Annotated in this window: 17 protein-coding genes and 1 pseudogene; 10 read left to right on the forward strand and 8 right to left on the reverse strand. The window is 66.3% G+C overall.

The features are described 5' to 3' along the window. The first annotated feature begins 94 nt into the window (after positions 1-94). From U0034_RS17135 to U0034_RS17175, 10 genes and pseudogenes are all read left to right on the forward strand, one after another. Positions 95-1,243 (forward strand): methyl-accepting chemotaxis protein, encoded by a 1,149-nt coding sequence (locus U0034_RS17135; protein ID WP_085227264.1) that lies wholly within the window; start codon positions 95-97, stop codon positions 1,241-1,243. Between the two features lie 8 nt (positions 1,244-1,251). Next, a complete protein-coding gene (locus U0034_RS17140; RefSeq protein ID WP_085227068.1) occupies positions 1,252-1,620 on the forward strand; it encodes a response regulator in 369 nt (122 codons plus the stop codon). A 26-nt stretch (positions 1,621-1,646) separates the two neighbouring features. After that, positions 1,647-1,970, forward strand: coding sequence for an STAS domain-containing protein (locus tag U0034_RS17145; RefSeq protein WP_085227265.1), 324 nt, complete (start codon positions 1,647-1,649; stop codon positions 1,968-1,970). Further along, positions 1,967-4,129: a chemotaxis protein CheA gene (locus U0034_RS17150; protein WP_085227070.1), complete on the forward strand. Its 2,163-nt coding sequence runs from the start codon at positions 1,967-1,969 to the stop codon at positions 4,127-4,129. Before U0034_RS17145 ends, U0034_RS17150 begins: the two co-directional genes overlap by 4 nt. Before the next feature lie 9 nt (positions 4,130-4,138). Further along, a complete protein-coding gene (locus U0034_RS17155) occupies positions 4,139-4,672 on the forward strand; it encodes a chemotaxis protein CheW (protein ID WP_085227072.1) in 534 nt (177 codons plus the stop codon). A 506-nt stretch (positions 4,673-5,178) separates the two neighbouring features. Continuing rightward, positions 5,179-5,229, forward strand: a pseudogene (locus U0034_RS29250) (hypothetical protein); the annotation flags it as partial. Positions 5,230-5,316: 87 nt separating this feature from the next. Beyond that, complete coding sequence (locus tag U0034_RS17160) at positions 5,317-7,008, forward strand: methyl-accepting chemotaxis protein (protein WP_386092253.1); 1,692 nt, start codon at positions 5,317-5,319, stop codon at positions 7,006-7,008. 56 nt (positions 7,009-7,064) lie between these two features. After that, positions 7,065-8,159, forward strand: coding sequence for a protein-glutamate methylesterase/protein-glutamine glutaminase (locus U0034_RS17165; protein ID WP_085227076.1), 1,095 nt, complete (start codon positions 7,065-7,067; stop codon positions 8,157-8,159). A 172-nt stretch (positions 8,160-8,331) separates the two neighbouring features. Next, complete coding sequence (locus U0034_RS17170; protein WP_085227078.1) at positions 8,332-8,610, forward strand: hypothetical protein; 279 nt, start codon at positions 8,332-8,334, stop codon at positions 8,608-8,610. Then, complete coding sequence (locus tag U0034_RS17175; protein WP_139831142.1) at positions 8,607-9,023, forward strand: hypothetical protein; 417 nt, start codon at positions 8,607-8,609, stop codon at positions 9,021-9,023. Before U0034_RS17170 ends, U0034_RS17175 begins: the two co-directional genes overlap by 4 nt. Before the next feature lie 110 nt (positions 9,024-9,133). On the opposite strand, the gene ospF is transcribed toward U0034_RS17175, so the two are convergent. From ospF to U0034_RS17215, 8 genes are all read right to left on the reverse strand, one after another. Next, the gene (gene ospF, locus U0034_RS17180; RefSeq protein WP_085227083.1) at positions 9,134-9,910 is read right to left on the reverse strand and encodes a type III secretion system effector phosphothreonine lyase; all 777 of its coding nucleotides are present in this window, start codon (positions 9,908-9,910) and stop codon (positions 9,134-9,136) included. Positions 9,911-10,006: 96 nt separating this feature from the next. Beyond that, positions 10,007-10,810 carry a 5-deoxy-glucuronate isomerase gene (gene iolB / locus U0034_RS17185; RefSeq protein ID WP_085227085.1) on the reverse strand — a complete coding sequence of 268 codons (804 nt, stop codon included), beginning with the start codon at positions 10,808-10,810 and terminating at the stop codon, positions 10,007-10,009. Then, the gene (gene iolE / locus U0034_RS17190) at positions 10,810-11,733 is read right to left on the reverse strand and encodes a myo-inosose-2 dehydratase (protein WP_085227087.1); all 924 of its coding nucleotides are present in this window, start codon (positions 11,731-11,733) and stop codon (positions 10,810-10,812) included. The genes iolB and iolE overlap by 1 nt, the downstream gene beginning before the upstream one ends. 52 nt (positions 11,734-11,785) lie before the next feature. After that, a complete protein-coding gene (gene iolD / locus U0034_RS17195) occupies positions 11,786-13,702 on the reverse strand; it encodes a 3D-(3,5/4)-trihydroxycyclohexane-1,2-dione acylhydrolase (decyclizing) (RefSeq protein ID WP_085227266.1) in 1,917 nt (638 codons plus the stop codon). Continuing rightward, the gene (locus U0034_RS17200; RefSeq protein ID WP_085227089.1) at positions 13,702-15,720 is read right to left on the reverse strand and encodes a bifunctional 5-dehydro-2-deoxygluconokinase/5-dehydro-2-deoxyphosphogluconate aldolase; all 2,019 of its coding nucleotides are present in this window, start codon (positions 15,718-15,720) and stop codon (positions 13,702-13,704) included. The genes iolD and U0034_RS17200 overlap by 1 nt, the downstream gene beginning before the upstream one ends. 29 nt (positions 15,721-15,749) lie before the next feature. Further along, entirely contained in the window at positions 15,750-16,568 is an 819-nt protein-coding gene (locus U0034_RS17205; protein WP_085227091.1) for an ATP-binding cassette domain-containing protein, read from the reverse strand. 17 nt (positions 16,569-16,585) lie between these two features. Continuing rightward, a complete protein-coding gene (locus tag U0034_RS17210) occupies positions 16,586-17,761 on the reverse strand; it encodes an ABC transporter permease (protein WP_085227093.1) in 1,176 nt (391 codons plus the stop codon). Positions 17,762-17,890: 129 nt separating this feature from the next. Next, a complete protein-coding gene (locus tag U0034_RS17215; protein ID WP_085227094.1) occupies positions 17,891-18,964 on the reverse strand; it encodes a sugar ABC transporter substrate-binding protein in 1,074 nt (357 codons plus the stop codon). Between the last annotated feature and the right edge of the window lie 18 nt (positions 18,965-18,982).

Below are 18,982 nucleotides of genomic sequence, written 5' to 3' on the forward strand. Positions count from 1 at the left end.
CGTAAAACGTAAACGCGCTCATGTCCGCGGTTTTGTTTTTCGAATACCGCACGGCGTCAGTTATTTCGCCGTGCCGAAGATGGTCGAAGGGTTCATGACGTATACGCACGATAGGTTTCTCTGGCTGACAGCCCCGGTTCTGGGTGGTGTGGGTGCATTGGCCTGTCTCCTCGTCTCTTCCTTCAGCGGTGTGGGATTCGCTGCCGGCATCGTACTCGCCGCGTGCGGCGGTCTCGCGGGCTGGCGGCACCGGGCCGCCGATGCCCGTCTCGCGCAGTGCCTGACACGGTACTTCGAAAGCCAGCGCGCGTTCGGAGCGGAACTGGCCCCGGTCTGGTCGCGGCATATCGAATCGTCGCGCTCGCAGATGGAGGAGGCGATTACCGCATTGAGCGCGCGCTTTGCCGCCATCGCTTCGCGGCTCGATACCGTGCTCGGCGCATCCGCGGGCGGCGGCACGGGGGCGTCGGGCGGCAGCGACGTCTACGCATCGAGCGAACACGAACTGCAGGCGGTCGTGCTGCGCCAGCGCGCGGCCGTGGACAGCAAAACCGAAATGCTCGGCAAAGTCCAGGGCCTCAACGGCTTCGTAGAGGAACTGCGCGACATGGTCGAGGCGATCAAGCTCATTACGCAGCAGACCAATCTCCTCGCGATCAATGCGGCGATCGAGGCCGCGCATGCGGGGGAAGTGGGGCGCGGCTTTGCCACCGTCGCACAGGAGGTGCGGGCGCTCTCGCGCAAATCGAGCGAAACGGGCGCGAACATCGCTGCCAAGATCGAGACTATTCGAGACGCGATCGTCTCGGCCTGCGCGGCTGCGGAGCATACGGCCGAAGAGGACGCGACCGCGATGTCGGATTCGCAACGCGCAATCGAGCAGGTGCTCGTACGCTTTCGCGATTTCACTTCCTCGCTCGAATCGGCGGCCCAACTGCTGCGCGACGAGAGCCTCAGCATCAAGTCCGAGGTCTACGAAGCGCTCGTGCAGTTGCAGTTTCAGGACCGCGTGAGCCAGATCATGCAGCACGTCCGGGCCAATATCGAACAGATGCCCGCCGTCATCGACACGCAGTGCGCACGACGGGGCCCCGGTGCTTCGCTGCCGGCGCTCGACGCGGGCCCGTTGCTCGGCGAGCTAGAGCGCACCTACGCGATGGCCGAGGAGCGCGCGCTGCATCGCGGCGGGAAACATGTGCCCGCACAGGCGTCGGAGCCCAGCTCCGACATCACTTTCTTTTGAGGATCGCCATGGCAAAGACCATCCTGATCGTCGACGATTCCGCTTCGGTACGGCAAGTCGTCGGCATTGCGCTTCGCGGTGCGGGCTATGAAGTCATCGAGGGCTGCGACGGCAAGGACGCATTGTCGAAGCTGCAGGGCCAGAAGGTCCATCTCATGATCAGCGATCTGAATATGCCGAACATGGACGGCATTTCGTTCATCAAGGCGGTCAAGCAGATGCCCGCCTACAAGTTCACGCCCATCGTGATGTTGACGACGGAGAGCCAGGACGCGAAAAAGCGCGAGGGCCAGCTCGCCGGCGCGAAGGCATGGGTCGTCAAGCCGTTTCAGCCGCCGCAACTGCTCGCGGCAGTCGAGAAGCTGGTCTTGCCTTGAATAGCGGCGATGACGGAATGCCGAACATGACTACTGCCATCACCGTGCCGATCGACATCCCGATGACGATCTACCACGCCGCTGAACTCAAGGACGTGCTGCTCGCTTCGATCGAAGAGGCGACGCACGTGCGCTTCGATCTGTCGGCGGTTTCCGAGATCGACTGCGCCGGCGCGCAACTGCTCTTCGCCGCACGGCGCAGCGCGGACGAGCGCCGCCATGCGTGCGAGTTTGTCGCCGCGAGCGAGGGCCTGCGAGCAACGCTGACGCTGCTCGGCCTCGGTGGCATGCTGGCTGGCGGCGATTCATCCGCTGCGGTCGTTCCCGAACTCGAGCGGGCGACGTCATGAATCTCGACGACGCCCTGCAAACGTTCATCGCCGAGAGCCGCGAACTGCTCGCGCAGATGGAAGGCGGCCTGCTCGGCATGCGCGAGAGCGCCGCACCCGCCGACGAAATCAACGCCGTGTTCCGCGCCGCTCACACGATCAAGGGCTCGGCGGGGCTTTTCGGCATCGACGCGATCGTGACGTTCACGCACGTCGTGGAAAGCGTGCTCGATCGCGTCCGCGACAATGAAATCGCCGTCGACGAGCCGCTGATTTCATTGCTGCTCGCCTGTGGCGACCACATCGGGTTGCTCGTCGAACTGACGGCCGAGACGGGCAACTGCGACGATGAGGCGCTCGCCGCGCGTGCGGCGCCGCTCGCGGACAAACTCGGCCGCTATCTGCCCGGCTCGGATCATGACGGCACGGCTGCACCGGATACGAATGAGGACGACGGCGGCGGCGCGCACCCCGGCATGATGCCGCGGTGCTGGCGTATCGCGCTCGAATGCGGCGAGCCCGTGCTGCGCAACGGAATGGACCCGCTGTCGATCATCCATTACCTCGCGCGGCTGGGCGAGGTCACGAGCGTGGCGACGAACGGCAATGCCGTGCCGCCGCTCGAGACGCTCGACCCCGAGGCCTGCTATTTGTCGTTCGACATTTCGCTTGTGAGCGATGCGGCACGGGAAGCCATCGAAGGCGCTTTCGAATTCGTCCGCGAAGACTGCAGGTTGCGGATCGAGGTGGACGGCGAGCCAGCGCCGCCACGGGGGCGGACATCGACTCGTGTCGAATCCGGGGGTACCGGGCAAGCGATGACGGAGGCGGTCGCCCCGGGCGACGACGCTACCGCGACGAACGGCCCTTCGGCCGCCATGGCCACAACGGCGGCGGGCGCCGCACCGGCGCTTGCAAGGGCCGCCGCGGCGCCCGCGCGCGAGGTCAAATCGGGCGAGGCGCATTCGATCCGCATCGACGCCGACAAGCTCGATCATCTGATCGATCTGGTGGGCGAGCTCATCACCGCATCGGCGAGTACCGAACTTGCGGCGCGCAAGGCCCAGGACGTGGCACTGCGCGAATCGGCGGCCACGCTCAACGGCCTCATTCAGCGGGTCAGAGACAGCGCGCTGCAGTTGCGCATGGTCAAGATCGGCGCGACTTTCAACCGCTTTCGCCGTGTCGTGCATGACGTTGCACAGGAGCTCGGCAAGCGTATCGATCTGGTCGTTCAGGGCGAGGACACGGAGCTCGACAAGACGGTGGTCGAGAAGATCGGCGATCCGCTCACGCACCTCGTGCGCAATTCGATGGATCACGGCATCGAGCCCGCGGAGGTCCGGCGCGCGCGCGGCAAGCCCGAACAGGGCACGCTCACGCTCAATGCCTTCCACGATTCGGGGGCGATCGTCATCGAGGTGCGCGACGACGGGGGCGGCCTCGATCGCGCGCGCATCCTCGCCAAGGCGATCGAGCGCGGCATCGTGCCCCCCGACGCGGCGCTATCCGACGACGAGGTGCACGCGCTCATTTTCGAGCCCGGCTTTTCCACCGCCGAACGCGTGACCAATCTCTCCGGGCGCGGTGTGGGCATGGACGTGGTCAAGCGCAATATCGCCGCGCTGCGCGGCAGCATCGGCATCGACAGTCGCCCGGGGCTCGGCACCACCGTCTCGGTGCGTCTGCCGCTCACGCTCGCGATCATCGACGGCTTCCAGGTTTGCGTGGGCGATTCGATCTTCGTCTTGCCGCTCGATGCCGTCGACGAGTGTATCGAGTTCTCGGCGAGCGGCATGCACGACTACACCGATCTGCGCGGGCAGGTGCTGCCATTCGTTCGTCTGCGCGAGCATTTCGCGCTTGGCGGGCCGCGCAGCCTCCGGCCCAACATCGTCGTGGTCAAGCATGCCGGCCAGCGCTTCGGGCTCGTGGTCGACCGTTTGCTCGGCGAGGCGCAGACCGTCATCAAGCCGCTGTCGAAAGTATTCGGCAACGTGCGCGGCGTGAGCGGCTCCACGATTCTCGGCAGCGGCGAAGTCGCGCTGATCCTCGACATCGGCGACTTGATGCGGATGGTGGGGCCTTCGGGCTCCGCAGGCTCCGCCGGTGCCGCTGGCGCCGCTGGCGCCGCTGGCGCCTTGAATCCGCCTGCCGCCCCGGCACTTGCAACCTGTTAGGCCTGTCTCATGAACCGCTCGACCCAGCCCGATTCGACGCCGCCCGCCGCGCAGCATTCGGCGCAATATCTCACGTTCGTCCTCGGCGGCGAAATGTTCGGCATCGGTATTCTCACGATCAAGGAAATCATCGAGTTCCACGACGTGACGCCGGTGCCGATGATGCCGCGCACGGTGCGCGGCGTCATCAACCTGCGAGGCGCCGTGGTGCCCGTAGTCGACCTTCAGGCGCGCTTCGGGCGCGACCCGCGGCCCGTTACCAAGCGCACGTGCATCGTCATCGTCGAACTTGGCGCCGGCAGCGACGTGCCCGTGGTGGGCGTCGTCGTCGACGGCGTGAGCGAAGTGCTCGATATCGCTGCCGCCGATATCGAGCCCGCCCCCGCCTTCGGTGCGCAGTTGCGCACCGATTTCATTGCGGGCATGGCGAAGGTGCGAGAGCGCTTCGTCATCCTGCTTTCCGTCGAGCATGTTCTCGCAATCGACGATTTGGCCGAGCTGGTCGGAGAGCGGCACGCCGCGTCGCCCGAACTCTCGTATTGACTCCGTCCTTCTTTCTGCCCGTCCTTCGGTAATCCATCATGAGCTCCAACGATTCATTTTTCGCACGCCGTCTGTGGTTGTGCACGGCGGCGAGCGCCATCGCGCTCGCCACGATCGCGATCCTCGGCGCGCTGCGCGTGCTTGCGCCTGCGGCGACGATCGGCCTTGCCGCGGGGCTCGGGCTCGCGGCGATCGTCACCGGCCTGTGGCTCGACCGAGCCGCCGCACGCCCGGTGCGGTTCGCCCGCGAGGTCGCGCTCCAACTCGCGGCCGGCCGTCTGGATGTCGAGCCTGCTGGCACAGGGGACCCTCTCGGGGCTGCGCTCGGCGAGACGAGAGACGCGCTGCGCATGCTCAAGAGCGAGCTTGGGCGGATGTCGCGCGGCCATGACGAGGGCGATATCGACGTGACGATCGACGTCGACTGTCTGAAAGGCGAGTTTCGGACGATGGCCGAGGGCATCAACAAGATGGTGGCGGGCCACATCGCGGTGAAGAAGAAGGCGATGGCCTGCGTGGCGGAGTTCGGACGCGGCAACTTCGCGGCCCCGCTCGAGCCGTTCCCGGGCAAGAAGGCGTTCATCAACGAGACGATCGAGCAGGTGCGCGGCAATCTGAACCGGATCATTGCGGAGATCAACCGGATGTCGGCCGAGCACGACAAGGGCGACATCGATGCGGCGATTGCGGCCGACGACTTCGACGGCGCGTTCCGGACCATGGCCGAGGGCATCAACAAAATGGTGGGCGGCCACATCGCGGTGAAGAAGAAGGCGATGGCCTGCGTGGCCGAATTCGGACGCGGCAACTTCGCGGCCCCGCTCGAGCCGTTCCCCGGCAAGAAGGCGTTCATCAACGAGACGATCGAACAAGTGCGACGCAACCTTAACGGGATCATCGCCGAGATGAACCGGATGTCGACCGAGCACGACAAGGGCGACATCGACGTGGCGATCGCGGCCGAGCATTTCGACGGCGCGTTCCGGACGATGGCCGAAGGGATCAACAAGATGGTGGCGGGCCACATCGCGGTGAAGAAGAAGGCGATGGCCTGCGTGGCCGAGTTCGGGCGTGGCAACTTCGAGGCGCCGCTCGAGCCGTTCCCCGGCAAGAAAGCCTTCATCAACGAGACGATCGAGCAGGTGCGCCGCAATCTGAAGGCGCTCATCACCGACACGGCCTCGCTCGTGGCCGCGGCGCGCGCGGGGCGGCTCGAAACGCGTGCCGACGCGGCGATGCACCAAGGTGACTTCCGCCGCATCGTCGAAGGGATCAATCTGACGCTCGACGCCGTCATCGAGCCGCTCAACGAGACCGGCCGCGTATTGAAGGCGATCGAAGGCGGCGATCTCACGCAAACGGCCAGCACCGCCTTCGAGGGGCAGCTCAAGGCGCTTTGCGAAAGCGTGAACAGCACGGCCATGAAGCTTGCCGACGTGGTGAACGAGGTCAACGGCGGGGCGATGGCGCTCGCGAATGCATCCGAGGAAGTCAGCGCGGCCGCGCAGTCGCTCTCGCAGGCCGCGAGCGTGCAGGCGGCGAGCGTGGAGGAGACGAGCGCCTCGCTCGAACAGATGACGGCGTCGATCTCGCAGAATACCGAAAATGCGCGCGTGACCGACGGCATGGCGAGCAAGGCGGCCAATGAAGCGAACGAAGGCGGCGAAGCGGTCAAGGCAACCGTCAGCGCGATGAAGCAGATTGCGCAGAAGATCGGCATCATCGACGACATCGCCTACCAGACCAATCTGCTCGCGTTGAATGCCGCCATCGAGGCGGCGCGCGCGGGCGAGCATGGGAAGGGATTCGCGGTGGTGGCGGCGGAGGTCCGCAAACTCGCCGAGCGCAGCCAGGTGGCGGCGCAGGAAATCGGCAACGTGGCGGCGTCGAGCGTCGAACTGGCGGAGAAGGCCGGGCATCTGCTCGATCAGATGGTGCCGAACATTCGCAAGACGTCCGACCTCGTGCAGGAGATCACGGCGTCGTCCGAGGAGCAGTCAGCGGGCGTCAACCAGATCAACAGCGCCGTGGCCCAACTGAGTCAGACGACGCAGCAAAACGCGTCGGGCTCGGAGGAACTGGCCGCGACGGCCGAGACGATGAACACGCAGACCGAGCAACTGCGCCAGACGATGAGCTTCTTCAAGATCCGCGGCGCGAAGGCGGGCCGGGTTGGGGCGCCGCGTCGCGCGGGCGCATCGGCGCCGCCGGCGCCCTCCGCGCGGGCGCTCCCGCGTGCCGCGATACAGGTGCAGGCACTGCCGCCCGCTGCGCTGCCCGACGACGGAAACGAATACGGAAGCGAGCTCGACGAATCGCATTTCGTTTCGTATTGATCGATCCTATCCATTGACCGAAGCCCGGGCTCGCCGGGCAGTGAGACGAGAACCCGATGAGCCGCATCCGCGTATTGATCGTCGACGATTCGGCCGTCGTGAGGCAGGTCGTCTCGGGCATGCTGGAGGCGGCCGGCATCGAGGTCATGGATGCCGTAGCGGATCCGATCGTCGCGATGAGCCGCCTTGCCGGCGGCTGGCCCGACGTCATTCTGCTCGACGTCGAAATGCCGCGTATGGATGGCATCACGTTCCTCAAGAAGATCATGGCGGAGCGGCCGACGCCCGTCGTGATCTGCTCGACGCTGACGGAGAAGGGCGCACGCACGACGGTGGACGCGCTCGCGGCCGGTGCGGTGTCGGTCGTGGCCAAGCCGCGGCTTGGCCTCAAGCAGTTTCTGGTGGACTCGGCCGACGAATTGAGCGCGACGATTCGCGCCGCCGCACGGGCGAATGCGAGCCGCCTCGTGCGGCGCCAGCCCGCCGCCGTGCCGGTGCCGAAGCACACGGCCGACGTCGTGCTGCCGCCGATGGCCGTCCCGGCGCACACCGCCGGCGCGGCGCTTGCGCAAACGACCGAGCGCATCGTCGCGATCGGTACGTCGACGGGCGGCACGCAGGCGCTGGAAGTCGTATTGACGGCGCTGCCGCGTGTGTCGCCCGGTATCGTCGTCGTCCAGCACATGCCGGAGAAATTCACGGCCGCGTTTGCCGAGCGGCTCGACAAGCTCTGCGAGATCGAAGTGCGCGAAGCGCGCCCGGGCGACCGTGTGATGCCGGGGCGCGCGCTGATTGCACCCGGCGGCAAGCACATGACGGTGCGCCGTAACGGCGCGCAGTACTTCGTGGACGTCATCGACGGTCCGCTCGTCAATCGCCATCGCCCGTCGGTGGACGTGCTGTTTCGCTCGGTCGCGCGCTGCGCGGGGCGCAACGCGCTCGGGGTCATCATGACCGGCATGGGCGACGACGGCGCGGCGGGGCTTGCCGAGATGCACACGGCGGGCGCGCGCACGATCGCACAAGACGAAGAGAGCTGTGTCGTCTTCGGCATGCCGCGCGAGGCGATCAAGCGCGGCGGCGTGGACAAGGTCATGCCGCTCGCGGCGATCAGTCACGACATCGCACTCGTTCATGCGCATGGCGCGTGAATACGGTCAGGGCCCACGCTATCGATCCGAACCGCAGCCTTCATTGCGTCCGAATGTCGTACCGGCGCCCCCACCGAAAATGCGATGGTGCAACGATCGCCCGCGCTACGGTAGCAGCGGCCCGCCCGGGAATCGCCTGCCGCAGCGATCGTTCGATTGAGGAGAGCGCATCATGACCATCGCCATTCATGCGGTTGCGGCCCCCCAGACAACGTCCGGGCACCCGCTCGGCCAGGAGTACGTTCCGATCGGCTACGTTCCGACGATCGTGGGCGGCGAGCCGTATCCGCCGCTTGCCAGCGTGCCGGGCGAGCGCTTCGCACGCTCGGCGCCGGCCGAGCCAGCGGAGGATCGAACGATTGCCGTGATGTACGACCACGGGTGCGAGGTGTACACGGCCGGGCAGACCGGGCTCGAAGCATCCGGCAGGCAAGGCGGTGCCGAATCGTGACCGATGCAATCGTTCGAGTGACCAACCTCGCGAGCCACGACCTGTTCATCCTCGGCGATCCGAACTGGGACGACCAGCATCTGATGTTCGGCAGCCATGCGGCGCGGGGAACGTATCGCATCGCGCCCGGCGATTCGATGGACGTGGCCGCGCCCGGGGCGTGCGCTGCCGAGCGCGAGGAGTATGCGATCGGCATGATCTTCGCCGATGGTCAAGACATCGACTACGGTTCGGCAGGCGCGTTTCAGACGGCGATCGGGTGGCGCCAGGACACCGGTGGCTTGGGCGTGACGGATGAGTACACCATCCGAACGCCTGCGCTGAGCTATTCGGCGGCGAGCGAGAGCGCCTGTTCGATGCGCATGGCGTTCGTCGATGCGCGCGCCCATGAGCAGACCGGGCGCGGCAGGTAAGCCCGATGATCAAGACGATCGCGCCGGCAAGCGGCAGGGAACCGGCAGGGAACCGGCGCGATCGTCGATTGGCCGTCACGCTTTGGCCTGCATACCGGCGGTGCAACGCTTCAGTTTCCGCTCGTCAGCTTGAAAAACGGTTCCTGCGCGAGCTGTGCGTGTTGGTCGGTCGATCCCGCGCGGTCGCTGCGATGCTCGTTGCGATAGGACGCATAATTCCACTGGAACGACGAGGCATCCGATGCCGGGCGCTCGCCCGCAGGTACACCCGCATTCGATAATGCGGATTCCAACTCCCCGACGAATGACTGTATACGTTTCAGATGCTCAGCCGTGTAATGGGTATCGGTGTCGGTTTTGGCGTAGAGGGTGAACTGGGCCCCTCGGTACACGCGCGCGTGGTCGGGGCACCGGGTCATGTCGGTTATTTTCCATTTGTCGAACGGGCTGTCCGCCGACAAGAGCAGGGGCGAAATTGCATCCCATGCCGCGTTCATGCTGCCGGGTTCGACGCTCAGATGGAATTTATCGCCGGCGAACTGGCCGTCGGCGGAGCCGTTGCGGCGTGACGCATGGATGAAGACGTCGATTGGATCCGTGGTCAGCGTGAAGCCATTGCTTTCGTTTCCCCATTCGAGTCGAGCCAACGTCGAATACGCGGGCGTGGCGCTCGCGCGCGCAAACTCGACAGGCGGCATTCGCGACATGGCCATCCGTAGCGTCGCTTCGCCACTGCGCAGCTCGGTAGATGGAGAAGGCACGGCGGCTTGTGCAGGGCGCTGCAGAAAGCTCAGATCGAGTCGGGCGAGGGGGCGTGGCAACATGTGCTCCTTGAGACGATTCGCGCGAGGCGGCACTGCCCAGCCACGGGCTGCCTCTCGCACCATGACGAAGGAGCGTTAACTGTAATTCGACGTCGCATGGGCCGGGAGACCGATAATTCTCGGTTTCGCCGATTGGCGAGCGCCCCGCATTGCGCCACGTCACCCGGCATCGCGCTGCATGATCCAGTCGTGCGCCGGATCGTTCTTGAAATGCCAGACGCGCTGTGGTCCCGCCATCACGTTCAGATAGTACGAGTCGTAGCCGTAAGGCACCACGACCGGATGGTAGCCGCGCGGCACCATCACGACGTCGTGGTCTTCCACGGCCATCGATTCGTCGAGATCGCGCGCATCGGTATAGACGCGCTGAAACGCGAAACCCTGCGGCGGGTTCAGACGGTGGTAATACGTTTCCTCCAGTGCGCTTTCGAGCGGAATGTTGTCCGCATCGTGCTTGTGCGGCGGATAGCTCGACGAATGTCCGCCCGGCGTTCTGACCTCCACGACGAGCAGCGACTCGGCCGGCTCTGTCTGCGGGAGGATGTCGCAGACGTAACGGGTATTGAGTCCCTTGCCGCGCACGGAGCGTTTCATCTGCGAGGGCTCGATGAGCCGCATGCCGTAGCGTCCCTCGCCCGGCGCGCTCGCGATGCCGATTTCGGCTGCCCGCTCGGCGCGTACGGTGGCGCGAACGTCGGGCGGCAGATAGAGCGCATAGGGCGCGGCGTCCTCGAACACGCTGTCGCGCGAGCCGATACTCGTGAAGCGCTCGTTCCCCGCGTCGATCGACACGGCGCCCGAGAGCACCACGATGCAGACCTCGCGCGCCGTTTCATGCACGTTCGCGATGTCCCCTTGGGCGAGGCGGTAGGCGGCGAAGCCGACATGGCGCCAGCCCGCCGATTCGGGTGTCACTCGGGCGATCGTCATACCCTCGCGCTGGGCTTTCACGAGCAGGCTCATTACGCCACCTCCTTGATCTGCGCCGATGCGGGAAACGGCGCGTCGGCCAGCGCGCGCAGCGTGCGGTAGCCCTTTTCGGCGTAGGCATAGCTCGGCGCGACGACGGGATCCTGCTCCGCCTCCACGACGAGCCAGCCGCGATAGCCAATCCGCTTGAGGCGGTCGATGACGGCGGCGAAATCCACCGCGCCGTCGCCCGGAACCGTGAATGCGCCGTTGATGACGGCCTCGAGGAAGCTCCAGTCGCGATTGCGGGCAAGCTTGACGACGGCGGGCCGGACGTCCTTGCAATGAACGTGGCAAATGCGCGGCCCGTATTTGTCGATGAGCGAAAGCGGCTCGCCGCCCGCGAACGTGATATGGCCCGTGTCGAGCAGCAGACCCACGGCGTCGCTCGTGCGCTGCATGAGCGCATCGACGTCGGCCGGCGTTTCGACATAGGCGCCCATATGATGGTGGTAGGCAACGCGCACGCCGTGCGAGAGCGTGTAGCGCGCGAAGCGGTCCAGGCGCTCGGCGTAGCGGTCCCACTGCGCGTCGGTGAAAAAGCGCGGACGTTGAAAGAGCGGCGCGGGCGAACCCTGGATCGTTCCCGAGACCTCGCCGTAGACCATCGCCGTCGCCCCATTTTTTGCCAGCAGCTCGAGGTGCGGACCCACGGCGTCGATCTCCTCCTCGGCGCTGCGCTCGGCCAGGCGGCCGGAGTACCAGCCGGATACGAGCGCGAGATCGTACTTCGCGAGCAGCGCCTTGAGCGCCTCCGGCTCGCGCGGAAACTTGTTGCCGAGTTCGAACCCCTGGTAGCCGATCTGCCGTCCCTCGGTCAACGCGACCTCGAGCGGCGTTTCTCCGCCCAGCGAGGGCAGGTCATCGTTCATCCACGACAGCGGGTTGATGCCGATGCGGACTTCGAAAGCAGTCATGCGAATCCTCTATCGCTCAATGTAATCGGGCCGTCGATCTCGACCGGTCCCATCAACGCTGCTCGCGAGCAGCGAGCTGCGCCTCGTAGTTTGTGCGCGCCGCGCGCACGGCTTCGCGCGCCGACACTGCCGGCACGGCCACTTCCCACCACCAGCCGCCGTCGTCGGTCGTGCGCGCCGGGTCGGTGTCGATCACGAGCACCGAAGTGCGGTCGGCCTCGCGGGCACGCGCGAGCGCCGCCTCCAGCCCGGCCACGTTCGCGACATGCTCGGCCGCGGCGCCGAGCGCGCGCGCATGGGCAGCGAAGTCGACCGGCGGAGCGCCGTGCGGGCCTTGCAGGCAATCGTCGAGCAGGTTGTTGAACGGTGCGCCGCCGCAAGCCTGCTGCAGCCGGTTGATGCAGCCATAGCCGCGGTTGTCGAGCACGACGACGATGAGCTTCGCGCCGAGCATGACCGATGTCGCGATCTCGCTGTTCATCATCAGATAGCTGCCGTCGCCCACCACGACGATCACTTCGCGCCCGGGCCGGGCCAGTTTCGCGCCGAGCCCGCCCGCAATCTCGTAGCCCATGCACGAGTAGCCGTACTCGACGTGGTAGGCGCCCGGGCGGCCTGCACGCCAGAGCTTGTGCAACTCGGCCGGCAGCGTGCCCGCCGCGCACACGACGATGTCGTCCTCGGGCGAGCGCGCGGCCGAGCGCTGGATCGCACCGATCACATCCGCGTCATAGGGCAGCTTGTCTGTTTGCGGCGCGTGTGTGCGCTGTCTGACGATCTCGCGCCAGTCGACGGCGAGCGCGCGCGCGCGCTCCGCCCACGTATCGCTCGCGCGCCATTCGCCGAGACATGCCGTCAAGGCTTCGAGTGCGGCGCAGGCGTCGGCTACTACCGGCGTGGCGCTTTGCTTGATCCCATCGAACATGTTGGCGTTCAGGCAGACGATGTCGGCCTGCGTGAAGAGCGTATTCGAGCCCGTGGTGAAGTCCTGCAGCCGGGTGCCGACGGCGATGACGCAGTCTGCCTCGTGCGCAAGGGCGTTCGCGGCCGTGGCGCCCGTCACACCGACCGCGCCGACGTTCAGCGGGTGATCCCACGGCAGCGCGCCCTTGCCGGCCTGCGTTTCGCCGACGGGAATGCCGTGCCGCTCGGCGAACGCGCGCAGCGCACTCGCGGCGCCGTGGCTGTAGAGCACGCCGCCGCCGGCGACGATCATCGGGCGTTTCGCCTGCTGCAGGCGGGCGAGGGCGGCGTCGAGCTCGGTCGGGCTCGGCGACGGCGCATGGAACGTGACGACGCGCGGTGCGAAGAACGCGGCCGGGAAATCGTAGGCCATCGCCTGAACGTCTTGCGGCATCGCAAGCGTGACCGGGCCGCACACCGCGGCATCGGTCAGCACGCGCATCGCGCGCGGCAGCGCCGTGAGCAACTGCGCGGGGTGCATGATGCGATCGAAATAGCGCGATACCGGCTTCAACGTGTCGTTGGCCGATACACCGCCGTCATGGAAGTCCTCGACCTGCTGCAAGACGGGATCGGGCGCGCGCGAGACGAAGATGTCGCCCGGCAGCAGCAGCACGGGCAGCCGGTTCACGTGCGCGAGCGCGGCGGCCGTGACGAGGTTCGTGGCTCCCGGGCCGATCGACGTCGTGACGGCCATCATGCGGCGACGGAAGTGCGCCTTGGCGTAGGCGATCGCCGCGAGCGCCATCGCCTGCTCGTTGTGCGCGCGGTAGGTCGGCAGCTCGTCGCGATGGTGATAGAGCGCTTCGCCGATGCCGGCGACGTTGCCGTGCCCGAAGATCGCGAAAACCCCGCCGAAAAGCGGCACTGTTTCCGCGCGCCCGTCGTCGGTCTCGAGCACGACACGCTGCGCCGCGAGATAGCGCACGAGTGCCTGCGCGGCCGTGAGGCGCACCGTTTGCGCGGCGCCTTGCCGCGCGATCGGATCGGTATCGGGTGCATTCATCACGCTGCCTCCCGTCGCGCGCTCGCCGGGGAGCGCGTGTTGGCGCGCGCCGCTCGCCATGCGGCGATCAGCGTTTCGAACTTGCCGCGCACGCTCGCGATGAGTTCGGCGTCGCCGATCTCCCCGGCGAGCCAGGCGTGGCTTGCTTCGTGGAAGATCGTCCGGCCGACGGTGAAGCCCCGGCAGGTGGCCGATGCGGCGGCCGCAACGAATCCGGCGCAGAGTTCCTCGACGCCGGCCGCAAGGCCCAGAAGCACCACGCCACGGCAATAGGGATCGCGCTCGGCGATGAGCGCATCGATCGCCCGCCATTGCTGTGCCGGCAACGGCGCGAGCTTCCACCACTCCGGTCGAATGCCGAGGTTGTAGAGCCGCTTGAGCGCGCGAAACACGGTGTCGGGTGCATCGGGCAGGCTCGGTCGTTTCGGCGGAATCACCTCGAGCAGCAGTTCGTGGCCGCTGGCCTGCACGGCATCGTAAAGCGCGCGCAGTTGCGCTTCCTGCTCGATGCGCACTTCGATGGTTTCGTCGGGATGGTATTGCACGAGGCATTTGACGACGTGCTCGCGCGGCCAGCTCGCGAGCGTCGTGCCGATCGAGCGGCCGTGGTCGAATACGAGCGGCATCGAGCCCGGCAGTTCCACCGGCCGGCCGATCCACCAGCCGCGGCCCGTGGCCGCGTTCAACGCATCCTGGCCATAGCGATCGTCGATGAGCACGGCGATACGGCCTTCGAGGCCGAGCGCGGTTTCCGTCTGTGCGACGGCCTCGACGAAGCGCTGCTTGAGCTCGGAGATCCGTGCCTCGTTCGCGCCCGTTTGCTGAGCGAGTTCGAAGAACTGATTGCGATGGTCGAACGCGAAGCCGAGCACTTCCTCGCGAGCCTGACGCTTGACGCTCACGCGGTGCAGACGTGCCAGTTCGGCGTCGCGGTCGGGGCGTCGCATCCGGATGGGATCGCGCGCGGCGGCGGCGCGGAAGTAGTCGAGCTCGGCGGGCGTTGGCATGGCGGGCGCGCAGCCGTGGCGCGAAACGACGAGCGCGCCGCAGATGTTGGCGGTGCTCGCGCAGCGTTCGAGGGGCGCGTCGCGCAGCCATTCGGAGAGGAACCCGGAGGCAAACGCGTCGCCCGCGCCGAGCACGTTGAGCACTTCCACCTGCGTGCCGCCGTGGGTCGGCGCGTCGTCGATATCGGCCGGCACGGCGCCTTCGACGATCGTGCAGCCGAGCGGCCCGCGCTTGACGACGAGCGTGGCGCTCGTCACGGTGCGAACCATCTTGAGCGCATCGACGAGCTCGTGCTTGCCGCCGGCGATGCGGAATTCTTCCTCGGTGCCGATCACGAGGTCGAAGTGCGGCAGGATACCCTGCAGATGGGCCGTGACGTTTTCGTCGGCAACGAAGCGCGTCTCGCCGTCGGCCTTGCCGGTCAGACCCCAGAGCACGGGACGATAGTCGATGTCGAGCACCGTGCGCACCCGATTGCGGCGCGCGTAGTCGAGCGCGCGACGGCTCGCGCGGTTGACGCGCTCGGTCGAAAAGTGGGTGCCGGTGATCAGCAGCGCTTTGCTCGAGGCGATGAACGCCTCGTCGAAGTCGCTTTCGTCGAGCGCCATGTCGGCGCAGTTCTCGCGATAGAAGATGAGCGGAAACGTATCGCGGTCCTTGATTCCGAGCAAGACGAGCGCGGTCAGTCGCTCCATGTCCGTGCGCGTGTGACTCACGTCGCAGCCTTCGCGCGCGAGCGTTTCGGTGAGAAAGCGGCCCATATGGTCGTTGCCGACGCGCGAGAGCATGGCCGAGGCGAGCCCGAGGCGCGCGCAGCCGAATGCGATGTTGGCCGAGGAGCCGCCGAGATATTTGGCGAAACTCGCGACGTCTTCGAGCCGGGCGCCGATCTGCTCGGCGTAGAGATCGACAGCCAGCCGGCCGAGACAGATGACGTCGCGCGCGCGGCCGGGCGCGAAGCGGCTCTCGGAGGCAGCGGTTGCGTCGGGGATATCTTGAGTGGCAGCCATGAATGGATAGTCCTGAAATGTGGGGCGCGTCAGATCGTGGCTCCGTCGAGCTCCGCGATCATCTTTTGCATCTCGGCGCCGCCCGCCATCATGTCGAGTACGGCTTCCTTGCTGATCGTCTCTTTCGTGAACGTGCCCATCGAGCGTCCTCGGTTGAGCAGGGTGAACGAATCGCCGATCGGGTAGGCGTGATGCACGTTGTGCGTGATGAAGATGACGGAGATGCCGCGCTCGCGCGCTTTATGAATGAGCTTGAGTACGTTGAAGCTCTGCTTGACGCCGAGGGCGGCCGTGGGTTCGTCGAGAATCAGCACGCGCGCGCCGAAATGAATCGCGCGCGCGATCGCGAGACATTGCCGCTCGCCGCCCGACATCGTGCCGATCGGCTGATTCGCGTCGCGCACGTTGATGCCCATTTCGGCGAGCTTGTCGCGCGCGATCGTGGCGGCGGCCTCGACGTCCATGACGTTCACCAGGCCGAAGAGTTTCTTTTGCGGCTCCCGGCCCATGAAGAAGTTGCGCGCGACCGAGAGCAGCGGCACGAGCGCGAGGTCCTGATAGACCGTGGCGATACCGAGATCGAGCGCGTCTTTCGGGGAGCTGAAGTGCACGGGGTTGCCGTCCACGCGGTAGATGCCTTCGCTTGGCGCGTGCACGCCGGCGAGCGTCTTGATGAGCGTGGACTTGCCGGCGCCGTTGTCGCCGAGCAGGCAATGGACCTCGCCGCGCCGCAGCTCGAGCGTGACGTCCTTCAGCGCGATCACGTTGCCGAAGTAGCGGCTCACGTTCTCGAGCGCGAGGATGATGTCGTCGCCGCCGCGCTCTGCCTGACGTTCGTTGTTGGCCATGTCTTCTCCTCCGGTGCTCAGCGCGACGTCGCGACGCGCGTGCGCACGTAGTGGTTGAACAGTACGGCGAAGAGCAGCATGAGGCCGAGGAACACGCGGAACCAGTCCGAGTCGATGTTCGTATAGCTGATGCCGATCTGCACGACGCCGAAGATGAGCGCGCCGAACGAGGCGCCGACGACGGAGCCGTAGCCGCCCGTGAGCAGCGTGCCGCCGATGACGGCTGCGATGATCGCCTCGAACTCTTTTTGCAGGCCGCGGTCGGCCGCGGCCGAGCCGATGTCGCAGACTTGCAGCACGGCGAACAGACACGAGCAGAAGGCGGTGAATACGAAGAGGCGGATCTTCACGCGCCGCACGGGCACGCCGACGTTTTTGGCGGCGTTGGCATCGCCGCCGACGGCGAAGATCCAGTTGCCGAAGCGTGTCTTCGCGAGCGTGAAGGCGCCGATCGCCGCGAGCGCGAACCACCAGACGATGACTTTCGGCACGCCCGGCACGAGGGGCTCGCCGTTGTCGAGCAGCTTGACGATGCCGATGCGCGCAAGCCAGCGGAAGGCGTCATGGAACGCCACGCCCTGAAAGAGCGCGTGCGCGAGGGGGCTTTGGGCCGCGACGTCGCCCACGCCCGAAATGATCGTGCGGTCGGCGAACATCACCGAGAGCGCGAGCGTGAGGCCGCGCAGAATGAAGAGGAAGGCCAGCGTGACGATGAACGAGGGCAGCCGCGTGCGCATGACGAGGTAGCCGTTGAGGGCGCCGAGCGCCATCGAGCCCGCGAAGGCGAAGACGATCGCAAGCTCGATCGGCCAGTGGAAGTACATGGTCGGCAGCGCGACCATCATGCCGGCGAATCCGATCATCGAGCCGATGGAAAGATCGAACTCGCCCGCGATCATGAGCAGGCAGGCGCCGACGGCGAGAATGCCGAGATAGGCGGCCACCTGCGACCAGTTCATGATGCCGTCGAGGTTGAACATGCCGGAGCCGCCGGCCCCGATCGCGAATACGATAAACACCATGACGGTGCCCGCGAGCGCGGCGAATTCGGGGCGGTTCAGCAGATGCTTGAGCCACGATTCGCGCCGCAGGCGCTCGTCGGACGCGTTGCTCGCGCCCGGTGCGGCGCTCGCCGCCGCGCCCGACTGCTCGGATTTCGGCAGGTTGCCATGGAAATGATCGACGACGCCCATTCAATGTCTCCTTGAGGCGCGGCTTTCGCCGGCGAGAGCGGTCCCCGGCCGACCCGGTTCGTGCCGCGCCATAAAGCTGATGCGTATGGCGGACGGCGCGCGTGCGCGGCGCGTCCGCTTCTTCTTTCGTCAGCGGTACTGGCCCGCGTACTTGACGACTTTGTCGAGGTTTTCCTTCGTGATGAAGCCGGGGCCCGAGCGGATCGTCGCGGGGTCGTAGACCGGTTGCAGTCCGTACTCGGCCAGGCGGGCCTTGAACTTCTCGTTGGCCTGCAGGATCTTCTCGATCTTCGCCGGATCGGTCACATGCTCCTTCTTGACGATGGCGAGCACGGCCACCGGGATGTAGCCCTGCAGGTACGGCTGCTGATCGATCGCGAACTGGATCGTGCCGTCCTTGATCGCGGCCGCGATGTCCTGCGAGAAGTCGAACGTCGCAAACCAGATCTTGCCGGCAAGTCCCATCTGCTTGAGCGCCTTGATCGTCGGCGAGGCCGAATCGGGGCCGAGCGCGAGCACGGCACCCGTGTCAGGGTGGTTGCGCAGGTATGCGCTCACCTTCGTCTGGATGCCGGTCGGATCCTGTCCGGCGTCGAGCGTCGAGGTCTTGAAGTTCACCCCGAGCGCCTCGGCAAAACCGCGGCAGCGCTCGAACGAGGCCGGATTCGTCGCGTAGTGGTTCACGCAGAGGAACGACTTGATGCCGGCGGCCTTCGCCTTCATGCCGGCAGCCTTGCCCGCGGCGTATTCGGGCTGGCCGATGTGCATGACCGCGCCGAGGTCCTTGCTCTGTTGCTCGGTGCCGGAGTTGATCGTCACGAGCGGGATGTGCTTGTCGGTGACTTTTTTGAGCGAGCCCTTGAGCACGTCGTAGTCGGCGATCGTCGCGATCACGCCGTCATAGTTGCGCGCGGCCGCCTGCTCGATGAGACGCGACATGTCGGACAAGTCGCCGTTCGGCGGGTTGCGGTAGTCGGTCTGAACGTTGAAATCCTCGTCCGCCTGCTTGATCGCGTTCTTGATCGTGTTCCACCACGAATCGGAATCCGGCGCGTGGCTGATCAGTACGAACTTCGCATCGGCGGCATGCGCGCTCGGTACGGCGAGCGGTGCGAACGCGAACGCGAATCCCGAAGCGAGCGTTGCCGCGAGCTTTTTCAACGCGGCCTTTTTCAACACGGCCTTGAGGTTGCCTTGTCTCATTTGTCTCCACCTGTTTCG

Origin of the sequence: Trinickia caryophylli, assembly GCF_034424545.1 — a bacterium.
GTDB classification, from domain to species: Bacteria; Pseudomonadota; Gammaproteobacteria; order Burkholderiales; family Burkholderiaceae; genus Trinickia; species Trinickia caryophylli.